The 12,672-nt window shown below is 53.1% G+C and carries 9 protein-coding genes; 5 read left to right on the forward strand and 4 right to left on the reverse strand.

What is annotated here, in order from left to right; translation table 11 throughout:
- Positions 1-116: 116 nt before the first annotated feature.
- A complete protein-coding gene (locus ABDW36_RS01205; RefSeq protein ID WP_343700056.1) occupies positions 117-1,163 on the forward strand; it encodes an AraC family transcriptional regulator in 1,047 nt (348 codons plus the stop codon).
- Between the two features lie 24 nt (positions 1,164-1,187).
- Here the strand turns inward: ABDW36_RS01205 and ABDW36_RS01210 are convergent, their stop codons facing one another.
- The 3 genes from ABDW36_RS01210 to ABDW36_RS01220 form a co-directional block, all read right to left on the reverse strand.
- Complete coding sequence (locus ABDW36_RS01210) at positions 1,188-1,982, reverse strand: undecaprenyl-diphosphate phosphatase (RefSeq protein WP_343700057.1); 795 nt, start codon at positions 1,980-1,982, stop codon at positions 1,188-1,190.
- Between the two features lie 69 nt (positions 1,983-2,051).
- Entirely contained in the window at positions 2,052-2,300 is a 249-nt protein-coding gene (locus ABDW36_RS01215; protein WP_343700058.1) for a DUF3098 domain-containing protein, read from the reverse strand.
- A gap of 19 nt (positions 2,301-2,319) precedes the next feature.
- The gene (locus tag ABDW36_RS01220; RefSeq protein WP_343700059.1) at positions 2,320-3,117 is read right to left on the reverse strand and encodes a permease-like cell division protein FtsX; all 798 of its coding nucleotides are present in this window, start codon (positions 3,115-3,117) and stop codon (positions 2,320-2,322) included.
- Positions 3,118-3,360: 243 nt separating this feature from the next.
- Between ABDW36_RS01220 and leuS the strand changes: the two genes are divergently transcribed.
- The 3 genes from leuS to ABDW36_RS01235 all read left to right on the forward strand — a co-directional run bounded on the left by leuS (position 3,361) and on the right by ABDW36_RS01235 (position 10,465).
- A complete protein-coding gene (gene leuS, locus ABDW36_RS01225; RefSeq protein ID WP_343700060.1) occupies positions 3,361-6,138 on the forward strand; it encodes a leucine--tRNA ligase in 2,778 nt (925 codons plus the stop codon).
- A 218-nt stretch (positions 6,139-6,356) separates the two neighbouring features.
- Entirely contained in the window at positions 6,357-9,494 is a 3,138-nt protein-coding gene (locus tag ABDW36_RS01230; protein WP_343700061.1) for a S41 family peptidase, read from the forward strand.
- A gap of 113 nt (positions 9,495-9,607) precedes the next feature.
- Positions 9,608-10,465: an endonuclease/exonuclease/phosphatase family protein gene (locus tag ABDW36_RS01235; RefSeq protein WP_343700062.1), complete on the forward strand. Its 858-nt coding sequence runs from the start codon at positions 9,608-9,610 to the stop codon at positions 10,463-10,465.
- Between the two features lie 82 nt (positions 10,466-10,547).
- On the opposite strand, the gene ABDW36_RS01240 is transcribed toward ABDW36_RS01235, so the two are convergent.
- Positions 10,548-11,528 (reverse strand): M20/M25/M40 family metallo-hydrolase, encoded by a 981-nt coding sequence (locus tag ABDW36_RS01240; protein WP_343700063.1) that lies wholly within the window; start codon positions 11,526-11,528, stop codon positions 10,548-10,550.
- Between the two features lie 52 nt (positions 11,529-11,580).
- Between ABDW36_RS01240 and ruvB the strand changes: the two genes are divergently transcribed.
- Complete coding sequence (gene ruvB / locus ABDW36_RS01245; RefSeq protein ID WP_343701696.1) at positions 11,581-12,609, forward strand: Holliday junction branch migration DNA helicase RuvB; 1,029 nt, start codon at positions 11,581-11,583, stop codon at positions 12,607-12,609.
- The last annotated feature ends 63 nt before the right edge of the window (positions 12,610-12,672 follow it).

The raw sequence follows: 12,672 nt of genomic DNA on the forward strand, positions 1-12,672 counted from the left end.
AATAAGGGAGAAACCAGAACGCGAAAAGGAAAAATAATTGCGCTTTTTCCCGATTTGATCAATCTTTTTCCCGATCCGACGTTCACCTCTACTGCCAATCCTATATAATTGTTTGTATGAGCAACACCTTACCTGTTTCTATCCCTGACTATTTCTACTATTATCCCAAAAGCAACGAGCTGGGCACCGTTGTAGAGAACAGGAGCAGCGCGGTCCATGAAGGCAAACAGGAAGTGGTGCATGAGCTGCATTCTTCAGACGGCATTTACATGTGGTACAGCCGTGTGCACCTCCGGTCTGCCAAAAAGATGGTAGTGGAATACCCTGCGCCTTTTGTGCATATCAGCTACGTGCTGCAGGGGAGCAGTGTTTACCGCAATGGAGATGAAAAAACGCCTTTTACCGCCTTTCATTCCCTACAATACAATGTGCTGCTGCTCCCGGCCGGCAAGGTCCATGTAGAATGGATGCCGGGGAAGGAAGTGGAGAATTTCGAGATCAATATCAGCAGGGAGTTTTTTGAGAAACACCTGCCTGCGGGCCATCCTTTTCTGGCACAGGCGCGGCAAACAGGCACCCATGCGCTGGCCAGCGCCCTTCACCTGCCGGTTACCCCCCAGATCCGTTCCATTATTTACGACATCGTGAATTGCAATATGGACCCCGCGCACAAAAGGTTGTATATGAAAGCCAAAACGCTGGAGCTGATGGCCCTTCAGATGCAGCAGCAAAAGAACTTACCGGAGGAAACCTTCCTGCAGCCCGGCGATATAAAAATGTCTGACGCCCAGAAAATGCATGCGGCCAGGGAAATCATCCTGCAGCGGCTGGATAACCCATATACCATTCCCGCTTTGGCGCATTTGGTAGGCACCAACGAAAATTATCTCAAGAAGAATTTCAAGAAAGTGTTCGGCACCACGGTATTCGGCTTCATCCAGCAATTGCGGATGGAACGGGCCAGGGACATCCTGATCAACGAAAAAAAGAAAATAGGCGAAGTAGCCCGGCTAACCGGCTACAGCCACATCAGTCATTTCAGCAAAGCTTTCAAGAAACAGTTCGGTTTCTCTCCGAAAAACATCAGGGTAGGTGTATGCCTGTGGCTTGCAGACCTGCAGGCGGCGTTCTTCTCCGAGCTGTCTTTGCTGCCTGCGGTGTAAAGCGGTTTGCGGCAGCGGTTTTTATTACGCTTCAAGTTTATACCCCATGAAAAAGGCGGCAAGAATAATGATGCCCACAATGATCCTGTAATAGCCCCACATTTTAAAACCGTATTTCTGCAGCGCGCCAATAAAGAACTTGATGGCCAGCATGGCCACTATAAAGGCCACTACATTCCCTATCAGCAGCAACTTGATGTTTTCCGCGGAGCTGGTAAGCAGCTCGTGGTGCTTCAGCAGCTTGTACCCCGTAGCGGCGGCCATGGTGGGCACGGCCAGGAAGAAGGAGAATTCGGCGGCCGCATGGCGCGTCAGCTTTTGCTGCATACCGCCAATAATGGTGGCTGCGCTGCGGCTTACGCCCGGTATGAGGGCCAGGCACTGGAAAAAGCCGATGCGGATGGCCCTGAAATAGTCCATCTTCTCATCCGTATCTATAGCGGGATTTTTAAACCATTTGTCTACGAACAACAGCACAATACCGCCCAGGAACAGGGTAAGGCCCACCACTTCCGGCTTTTCGAGAAGCGCGTCTATATAGTCCCCCAAAAGATAACCCAGTATCAGGGCCGGCAGCACGCCCAGCAGCAGCTTGAAGTAAAAGGCCGGCTGGCTGAAATTGAAGAACTTTTTCCAGTAAAGCACCACCACGGCCAATATGGCGCCCAGTTGTATACATACCTCAAAGAGTTTGGTGAATTCATCTTTGTTGATCCCCATCAGGCTGCTGGCAATGATCATGTGGCCGGTGGAGGATACGGGTATAAATTCTGTCAGCCCTTCTACAATAGCAATGATGATAGCTTCAATAATGCTCATGAGTCATTCAAATAAGAAAAGCGATGATGTGTGGTCATCGCCGTGGTTAATATCTCTTGTTCGGTGTTGTTATTGTTTGGGCTTGCGCATAATGGCATATGCTTCTACCGCCAGCCCTATCAGTATTACGATGGGGGCCAGGGTAATACGGCGGAAGCTGTAGACCTCTTCAGGCGCAAAACGGGCAGCATCGGTGCCGCCACCGCCCATCATGAGCAAAAATCCGATCACGATCAGCACTACGCCTGCCAGCATCAACTGGTAGTTGCCTTTGCCGAAAAGGCTGCGGCTTTCTGTTTCTTTAATTTCTTTAGACATATTGTTCATGAACTTTTAATCAATACAAATCATCCAGCTTCAGCTTCAGGTATTTCATCACGGAGCGGTGGGTGCTCACCAGGGAAATACCGATGCCTATTACGATCAGCCCCAGGAACAGCAGGCCGGTCATCACATAGTCCCGCATGCTTTTTATTTCCGGCATGGCAGACTCTGCAAAGTAGATCAGCACAATGAGGCCTGCAATGGCCAGCAGGGCGCTGATGCCCCCGTTGATGATGCTGCGCACGTCAAACGGCTTGGCAATGAACCCGCGGGTGGCGCCTACCATCTGCATGGTTTTGATCAGGAAGCGGTTGCTGAACATGGCCAGGCGAATGGTGTTGTCTATCAGGAAGAGCACCACAATGGCCATGATAGCGCTGATGACCAGTATCACCATGCCTATCTGCTTCGCCTTGTCAAGCACCTCGCTCACCAGGGTACGCTGGTAATACAGCTCCCGCACGGTGCTGCGGCCGGCAATGTTCTGCTCAATGGCCTTCAGGCTGTCAGGGTGCACATACCGGGCATAAAGGCTGATGTCTATGCTGGCGTACAGGGGGTTGAAGCCCAGTACGGCAAAATTTTCTTCCGGGTTCTCCTTTTTGAACCGCTCCGCCGCCATATCTTTAGACACATACTGGATCTTCCGCACAAAAGGCATAACGGCCAGCGAGTCTTTCAGTAATAAAGCCTGTTGTTCCTTCACATTGTCCCGCAAGATCACCTGTAATTCTATACTCTCCTTGTAATAGTCACTCAGTTTTTTGGCATTGATCATGAAGAGGCCGAGCACTCCGAGCAACAGGAGCACGAGAGTGATCCCTATGATCGAATAAATATAAGAAGGCTTTGATTTCTTTGCTGACGATTTCCCTGATAGAGCCATTCATCTATAGTTTAGAGGCGAAAATAATAAAAATTGGCAGTTATGTTTACTTTTGCCATCCCAAACGGTATTTTAACAATTTTTATTATATGCAACGGAAACCGGTTGGAAATTGATGCATAAATAATTAATTTACTATAAACGCCCCCTGCAAGGGGCCATTCTGGTATGGAGTACAATTTCAGGCAAATTGAGCGAAAATGGCAGCAGCACTGGGTTAACACCGGCGCCTACAAGATAAGCAACAACAGTACGAAGCCCAAGTGCTATGTGCTGGACATGTTCCCCTACCCCTCCGGGGCGGGCCTGCATGTTGGCCACCCGCTGGGTTACATAGCGTCAGACATCTACGCCCGTTTCAAACGCCTTCAGGGCTTTAACGTGCTGCACCCCATGGGGTACGATGCCTTCGGGCTGCCGGCGGAGCAGTATGCGCTGGAAACAGGGCAGCACCCCGCCGTTACCACGGAACAGAACATCAAAGCTTTCAGGAGCCAGCTGGACAATATCGGGTTTTCTTACGACTGGAGCCGGGAGATCCGCACCAGCGACCCTTCGTATTACAAATGGACGCAGCACATCTTCCTGCAGCTTTTCGGCAGCTGGTACAACCGCCAGGCCGGCAAAGCCGAAAGCATAGAAACCCTGGTGCGCATTTTTGAGCAGGAAGGCAACCTTCACCACGAGTGCCCCGGCAACCGCGGCATCCGTTTCAGCGCAGACAGCTGGAATGATTACAGCTATGAAGAGCAGCAGGAAATACTGATGGAATACCGCCTGGGCTACCTGGCCTACGCGGAAGTGAACTGGTGCCCCGCGCTGGGTACTGTATTGGCCAATGATGAGGTGGTGAACGGCGTTAGTGAGCGCGGCGGCCACCCCGTGATCAAGAAAAAAATGCGGCAGTGGTTCCTGCGTATTACGGAATATGCGGACAGGCTGCTGGAAGGGCTGGAAAAGGTACAGTTCAGCGAGGCCATGAAAGACATGCAGCGCAACTGGATAGGCAAAAGCCAGGGCGCGGAGATCAAGTTCAACATAGCCGGCAGCATGGAAAGTCTGGTGGTGTACACCACCCGCCCCGACACTATTTTCGGGGTAGATTTTATGGTGGTGGCGCCGGAGCACGAGCTGGTAGATGCCATCACCACAGATGCGCAAATGCAGGCCGTGAACGAGTATAAAGATTACGTGCAGAGCCGTTCCGAGCGTGAGCGCATGGCAGATGTGAAGCTCATCACCGGCTGCTTCACCGGCGCCTACGCCATCAACCCGTTTGACGGCCGCCAGATACCCATCTGGATCTCCGAATACGTACTGGCGGGCTACGGCACGGGCGCCATTATGGCCGTTCCCTGCGGGGACCAGCGTGACTTCAACTTTGCCCAACACTTCAACATCCCCATCACCAACATACTGGGAGACGCCTTTAACGGCCAGGAAGCCAACCCCACCAAAGAAGGCAAACTCTTCAACAGCAACTTCATTACCGGTATGGAAATGAAGCCGGCCATGGAAGCGGTGATAGAAAAAATAGAAACGCTGGGCATCGGCAAAAGGCAGATCAACTACAAAATGCGCGATGCCGGCTTCAGCCGTCAGCGTTACTGGGGAGAGCCATTCCCCATTGTGTACCGCAACGGCATACCGGAGGCTATGGCCCCCGCAGACCTGCCGCTGGAGTTGCCTCACGTAGACCACTATACGCCGGGAGAAGACGGGGAAGGCCCGCTGGCCAACATCACCCAATGGGTGAACCTGCCCGCTGAGCCCGGTACGGCCCTGCGCAGGGAAACCAGCACCATGCCCGGTTACGCCGGCAGCAGCTGGTACTTTCTCCGGTATATGGACCCGCATAACAGTGAAACCTTCTGTGACCGGAAGGTATCTGACTACTGGGGCCAGGTAGACCTCTACATTGGCGGTACCGAACACGCAGTGGGCCACCTGCTGTACTCCCGCCTGTGGACGAAGGTGCTCTTTGACCTGGGCCACATCGGTTTTGACGAACCATACAAAAAGCTGGTGAACCAGGGCATGATCACCGGCAGCTCAAGGCTGGTGTACCGCGTAAGAGGCAGCAACCAGTTTGTATCAGCCGGCCTGAGAAGCCAGTATGAAACAGACGAGCTGCATGTAGACGTGAACATGGTAGACGGCCTGGAGCTGGACCTGGACGCTTTCAGGAACTGGCGGCCGGACTATGCCACCGCACAATTTATACTGGAAGACGGCAAATACATCTGCGGCACCCTCTCCGAAAAAATGAGCAAAAGCAAGTTCAACACCGTGAACCCGGACTTGCTGGTAGAAAAATTCGGGGCAGACACCTTCCGCATGTACGAAATGTTCCTGGGCCCGGTAGAGCAGAGCAAACCCTGGGAAACCAAGGGCATAGAGGGCGTACACCGTTTCCTCAAGAAATTCTGGCGCCTGTATATGGACGAGCAGAAGGGCCTCATCGTAAAAGACGTTGCCCCCACAGCAGACGAACTGAAAGTGCTCCATAAAACCATCCGCAGAATTGAGGAAGATACGGAGCGCCTTTCTTTCAACACGGCCGTGAGCGGCTTTATGATGTGCATCAACGACCTCACAGACCTGAAATGCCACAAAAAGGCCATCCTGGAGCCTTTAGTGATACTGCTCACGCCTTACGCCCCGCATATCTGCGAAGAGTTGTGGGAAGCGCTGGGCAACAGCGGCTCCGTGCTGGACGCGGCTTTCCCCGCCTTCAATGCAGCATATGTTGCTGAAAGCGTCAAGGAATACCCGGTGTCTGTAAACGGCAAGCTGCGCACCACCATCAACATTTCCCTGGACGCCACCGAAGCGGAAGCCACCGCTATAGCGCTGGCCAATGATGTGGTATTGAAATGGACGGAAGGGAAAGACCCGAAGAAAGTAATATTTGTGAAAGGGAGGATGATCAATGTAGTGATATAAAAAGACCACGAAAAATAAGCGGCGGGGCGTATCAGGTTGATGCGCCCCGTTTTATTTGCGCCATACCCCTCCCGGCCGCGGCTGGTACTCCGCCCAATATCGTCGCCATCCCGCTGCCCGCCCGTTTCACCCCGCCAGGCAATAAATTCGTGACAAACGGTTTCCTTATCCCCCTTTTCCTTCTTAATTTCCGTCTGAAAAACAAAATCATCCCCCTTATGAGACCATTCATGCTGGGCTTGCTGTGCGCATTGCTGTCCCTGCCCGCCGCGGCCCAAACCACAGAAGCCTATTTCACCACCTACCCCACCCTGAGCCCCGACGGTAAAACCGTGGTTTTCAGCTTTGAGGGAGACCTCTGGAAAGCAGATGTGCAAAACCCGCACGCTGTGCGCCTTACCGCCATGCAGGGCAATGAAATACTGCCAAAGATATCGCCAGACGGCAAGTGGCTGGCATTTACCGCCTACCAGTTCGGCAATGCGGATATTTTCCTGATGCCCCTGCAGGGTGGCGAAGTGAAGCAGCTTACCATGCATGAGGCCAGTGACCAGCTGGATTCCTGGAGCTGGGATTCCAAAAGCATCTATTTCACCTCTTCCCGCGGCGGCAACGGCACCAGCTATAAGCTGGACATTGAAGGCGGCACGCCGGTGAGAGTGTTCAATCACTATTTCAATCTCACCCATAACCTGGTAGAGCACCCCACCAGCGGCGAGCTGTTTTTCAACGATACCTGGGAGAGCAGCTTCCAGGCTAACCGCAAGCGCTATAAGGGAGATTTCAACCCTGACATACAATCTTACATTCCCGCCACCAAAGCCTACAAGCGCTATACAGACTACCGCGGTAAAGACTTCTGGACTACCATAGACCGCCGGGGCAACATCTATTTTGCCTCCGATGAGGCCAACGGGGAATACAACCTCTATACCTTCAGCAACGGCCAGAAGAAGGCGCTCACCAGCTTCCCCACCTCCATCAAACGCCCCTTTGCCAATGCAGACGGCGGCAAGGTGGTGTTTGAAAAAGACTACCAGGTATGGCTGTACGATGTGGCTTCCGGCAAGCCTGAAAAGCTGGCCATTAAAATATTCCGCAATCCTGTATTGCCCAAGGAGCAAGGGTTTGATGTGAAAGATAAAATTTCCGCATTTGATGTTTCGCCAGACGGCAAAAAGCTGGCCTTTATTTCCCGCGGGGAAATTTTTGTGTCTGACATAGAAGGCAAATTCGTACGCCAGATACCCCGTCCCGCAGAGCGCGCACTGGAAGTATTGTGGATGCCAGACAACCGCACCCTGCTCTTTAACCAGACGCTCAACGGCTACCAGAACCTCTACACCGTGGCCGCGGACGGAAAAGGCACTCCCCGCCAGCTCACCAAAGACAAAAGGAGCAACCGGGATATCAGCTTCAATAAGACCCGTACCATGGGCGTTTACCTCAGCGGCCGTGATGAGGTGCGCGTAATAGACCTGAAAACGCTGGAATCCCGCACCGTTGCCAAAGATGAGCTGTGGGCGTTCGGGAACGCCAAACCGCGTTTCTCGCCGGATGGGGATTATGTGGCATTTACCGCCATCCGCAACTTTGAGCAGGACATTATGGTGCACAACCTGAAAAAGAACACCACCATCAACCTCACCAACACGGGTGTTACAGAAACAAACCCGTACTGGTCGCCAGACGGGAAGTACATCTACTTCAATTCATCCCGCACCAAACCCTCCTACCCCACCGGCATGAGCAACGCCAAGCTGTACCGCGTAGCGTTAGACAAGTTTGACGATCCCTTCCGGGCAGATAAATTTGACGAGCTGTTCAAACAGGAGGGAAAGAAAGATGACAAGAAGAAAGACACCGGCAAAACCACACCGGCGCCCGCACCTGTAAACATTAACACCGCCGGCCTCATGAAGAGGATAGAACAGGTAGGCCCCGATTTTGGTGCGCAATACGGCCCCGCCTACATTTCCAAAAAGGGGGAAAAGACCACTGTATTCTATTACTCCAACCATGCAGACGGCAAAACGGCCGTCTGGAAAACGGTAACGGAGCCCTTTGAGGAAGCCAAAACAGACAAGATAGCCGGCACGGAAAGGGGCGGCTCCGGCATTGTGGAAGTGGATGGCAAGTTCTATATCAACACCGGCGGCAACATCCAGAAACTGAACCCCGACGCCAACAAGATAGATGCCATCAACATCAGCCTGCCTTTTTACCGCAACCTGCGCCAGGAGTTTGAGCAGATATTTTACGAAACATGGGCCAACGTGGAAGAGAACTTCTACAACACGGAGTTCCATGGTACTAACTGGAACAAGGTTCGGGACGATTACGCCCGTTACCTGCCCTACATTAACAACCGCGGGGACCTGCGCGTACTGCTAAATGACATGCTGGGCGAGCTGAACTCTTCCCACCTTGGTTTCAATACCTCCGGGGAAGATGAAAAGATCAGCCTCAGCTACAATACCATGGAAACGGGTATTCTCTTTGAGCAGCAGAAGCCTTACACCGTTGAACGCATCGTAACCGGCAGTAATGCAGACAAACAGGGTGTAGACGTACGCCCCGGTGATGTGCTGACCAAAGTGAACGGCGTAGCGGTAGACCCTTCCGCCTGCCGCGACCAGTATTTCACACGCCCCAAGGCAGAAAAGGAAATCACGCTGACGTTTGAGCGCGGCGGCAAACCATTTGACGTCCGCCTGCACCCGCAAAACGTGTACGAGCTGGGAGACCAGTTGTACAACGAGTGGATCAGCAATAACGAGCAGAAGGTAGACAAGCTGGGCAACAACCGCATTGCCTACACCTGCATGAAAAACATGGGCAGCGGCGAGCTGGAGAAATTCCTGATAGACATGGCCGCCAAAATAGGCAGTAAAGACGGGCTTATACTTGACCTCCGTTACAACACCGGCGGCAATGTGCATGACGAGGTGCTGCGTTTCCTCTCCCAGCGCCCCTACCTGCAATGGCAATACCGCGGCGGCAAACTGTCTCCCCAGCCCAACTTTGCCCCTGCCGGCAAACCCATTGTGCTGCTCATCAATGAACAGTCTCTCAGCGATGCCGAAATGACCACCGCCGGCTTCAAGGCCCTGAAACTGGGCAAGGTCATAGGTACGGAAACCTACCGCTGGATCATTTTCACCTCCGGCAAGGGGCTGGTAGACGGCTCTTTCTACCGCCTGCCCTCCTGGGGCTGCTACACGCTTGACGGCAAAAACCTCGAAAAAGAAGGCGTGGCGCCGGATATTTACGTGAAAACCACGTTCACAGACCGGCTGGAAGATAAAGACCCCCAGCTGGAAAGAGCTGTGCAGGAGATCATGAAATCCTTGTAACAAAAAGATAACATGAACGGGGCTGCGCTGTCAGCCCCGTTCATGCGTTCAGGCCATCTATATTACCGCACCGCCGCTATGAGCAAACAGGAAAATATTCTAACTTGCCCGTTATGAAAAACATCACATTTGCACTACTGCTCTTCTTTCTTGGCTCCGTTACCGCCCTTGCGCAAGACAACAGCCTGAAGGTGATGACCTTCAATATCCGCTACAACACCCCGCGAGACAGCGCCAATGCCTGGCCTCACCGCATAGAGAAAGTAGCGTCCCAGATACTGTTTTACCACCCGCAGGTAGTGGGTGTACAGGAGGCGCTTTCCGGCCAGATGGACGACCTGGCGCAGCGCCTGGCCGGGTATAAATTCATTGGCGCAGGCCGGGACGACGGCGCTAAAAAAGGTGAATTCTCCGCCATTTTCTACGATGCCGAACGGCTTACACTGCTTGACCAGCGTACCTTCTGGCTGAGTGAAACGCCGGAAACGGTAGGCAGCAAAGGTTGGGATGCCAACCTGCCCCGTATTGTGACTTATGGCCGCTTCCGGGACAAAAAAACGAAGAAGGAATTTTATCACTTCAATACGCATTTTGACCACATCGGAAAAGTGGCCCGCCGCGAAAGCGCAAAGCTGCTGCTGAAAAAGGTGAGTGAAATAGCCGGCAAAGTTCCCGCTGTGATCACCGGAGATTTTAACGCTACGCCCGGAGACGAGCCCATACAGGTGATCGTTAACCCGCAAGATGCGCAACGCCTCACAGATGCCAAAAGCATCAGCAAAACACCGCATTATGGGCCTACCGGCACCTTTAACGGCTTCAGGGCGCATGAAACAGGCACCGAGCCCATTGACTATATTTTCCTGAAAGGCAAATGGGGCGTAACCAAACATGCCACCATTTCGGAATCCTGGAAAGGATTGTTTGCCTCAGACCACTTTGCGGTACTGGCGGAGCTGACTTATCCCTGAGCAAAGAAATTGTTATAAAAAACAGGGGGGCGCCGGTAAAAGCGCCCCCTGTTTTTTTGTGGAATGAACGTACTGCCAAAAGCTACCGCTTCTCTTCCATAGCAATGCGTGCAGGCGCATCTTCCCCGCCCACAATGCTTTTGGCGCTCAGGGCAATGGCCTCAATAATGTCGGCAATATTTTTCATGTCAAGGCTTTCCACCTCATCATTCACACTATGGTAGAGCGTGTCTTTATCTATCTGCGTAGTGGAAATGGTATGCGCCGGTACGCCCAATCGGGCCAGGGTGGCGTTGTCTGAACGGTAGAACAGCTTCTGCTCCGGGTAAGGGTCCGGATGGAAACGGAAGGTGCTGCTTTCCAGGTTCTTTTGCAGAATGGCGCCAAAGTCTGACCGTTCATAACCGGTAATGAAAGCGCTGTTGCGGCCAAACTTCGATTCCTTGCCTATCATTTCAATGTTGAACATGGCAATGATCTTTTCCGGGGCCAGCTGCTGCGAAAAGTAGCGGGAGCCGAAACCGCCTATTTCCTCTGCCGTGAATGCGGCGAAAATAACGCTCCGCGCTGGGGGATGCTGTTTAAAATAATTGGCCAGCAATATCACCGCGGTGATGCCGGAAGCATCATCGTCCGCGCCGTTGGCAATGCTGTCTTCCGCCTCCGGTTGCTGAATGCCGATGTGGTCATAGTGCCCCGAGAAGATCACGTACTCCTCCGGCCGGCTGCTGCCCCGTATCATGCCCACCACATTATGCAGGAATTTCGGGTTCTCCTCCTGGGAAACCGAATCCAGCGGGCGTACCCGGCGGCCTACCGTGGCAAAGGCCTGCCGGTAATCTTTCAGGCCGGGCAAAGGTTCCAGGCCGGCTTTTTTAAACTCGTTCTCAATAAAAAGCGACGCCTTTTCAATACCGGCCGAGTAAGTAGCACGGCCCTCCATACTGTCTGCCGCCAGCACATGAATAATGCGGCTCACCTCCTGCTCGCTGATGGCCTGGGCCTTTACGGGTTGCCAGGCGGCCAGCAGCAGGCAGCACGCGCCCAATGCGTATAATTTCATATTCACAACAATTTGGTTAAAAATAATACATTTGAAGTTGAAAGGAGCGCCCATGTCTAATTCACACATAAGACCAGATGAGAACCGGCTGAGTGCCGCGGAGAAGGAGTTTGAGAACAGCATCCGGCCGAAGGAGATCATGGACTTCTCCGGCCAGGAGCAGATCATCGAGAACCTGAAGATCTTTATACAGGCGGCCAAGCTGCGCGGTGAAGCGCTTGACCACATTCTTTTTCACGGCCCTCCCGGCCTTGGCAAAACCACACTTTCCCGCATTGTGGCCAATGAGCTGGGCGTGAACATCCGCGAAACCTCCGGTCCGGTTATTGAAAAACCCGGAGACCTGGCCGGCCTGCTCACCAACCTGGAAGAAAAAGACGTGCTGTTCGTAGATGAAATTCACCGGTTGAGCACCGTGGTGGAAGAATACCTGTATTCCGCCATGGAAGACTACCGTATAGACATTATGATAGACTCCGGCCCCAGCGCTCGCTCCGTGCAGATCAACCTGCACCCTTTTACGCTGATAGGGGCTACCACCCGCTCAGGCCTGCTCACAGCCCCCTTGCTCAGCCGCTTCGGCATCAAGTCAAGGCTGGAATACTATAGTGCAACCACCCTGCAGAAAATTCTCTGGCGGGCAGCAGGTTTGCTGGGCACCAAGATCACCTCAGATGCTGCCATGGAAATTGCCCGCCGCTCCCGCGGCACCCCGCGTATTGCCAACGGCCTGCTGCGCCGGGTGCGTGACTTTGCGCAGGTAATAGGCAACGGCGTAATAGACATGGGCATTGCGCAACACAGCCTGCGTGCCCTGAGCGTAGACGAGTACGGCCTTGATGAAATGGATAACCGCATTCTCAACGTGATCATAGAAAACTTTAAAGGCGGCCCCGTAGGCATTACCACTATTGCCACCGCCGTAGGCGAAGAGCCGGGCACCCTGGAAGAAGTATATGAGCCGTTCCTGATACAGGAAGGTTTTATCAAACGTACCCCCCGCGGGCGGGAGGTAACGGAAAAAGCCTACACCCACCTGGGTAAAACGCCGAATAAAGGAGGCGGGCAGCTACTGTTCTAAAGCAAAGCGGGCGCAATCATGGTTGCGCCCGCTTTTTTATGATAATTGCCCTTTCAGGCCGTT

The sequence above is a fragment of the Chitinophaga sp. genome (genome assembly GCF_039596455.1).
Taxonomy (GTDB): domain Bacteria; phylum Bacteroidota; class Bacteroidia; order Chitinophagales; family Chitinophagaceae; genus Chitinophaga.

Excerpts from the sequence above, each read along its gene's own strand:
- ABDW36_RS01235 (WP_343700062.1), top strand. The coding sequence starts at position 9,608 with ATGAAAAACATCACATTTGCACTACTGCTCTTCTTTCTTGGCTCCGTT.
- ruvB (WP_343701696.1), top strand. The coding sequence starts at position 11,581 with ATGTCTAATTCACACATAAGACCAGATGAGAACCGGCTGAGTGCCGCG.
- leuS (WP_343700060.1), top strand. The coding sequence starts at position 3,361 with ATGGAGTACAATTTCAGGCAAATTGAGCGAAAATGGCAGCAGCACTGG.
- ABDW36_RS01215 (WP_343700058.1), bottom strand. The coding sequence starts at position 2,300 with ATGTCTAAAGAAATTAAAGAAACAGAAAGCCGCAGCCTTTTCGGCAAA.
- ABDW36_RS01210 (WP_343700057.1), bottom strand. The coding sequence starts at position 1,982 with ATGAGCATTATTGAAGCTATCATCATTGCTATTGTAGAAGGGCTGACA.
- ABDW36_RS01205 (WP_343700056.1), top strand. The coding sequence starts at position 117 with ATGAGCAACACCTTACCTGTTTCTATCCCTGACTATTTCTACTATTAT.
- ABDW36_RS01240 (WP_343700063.1), bottom strand. The coding sequence starts at position 11,528 with ATGAAATTATACGCATTGGGCGCGTGCTGCCTGCTGCTGGCCGCCTGG.
- ABDW36_RS01230 (WP_343700061.1), top strand. The coding sequence starts at position 6,357 with ATGAGACCATTCATGCTGGGCTTGCTGTGCGCATTGCTGTCCCTGCCC.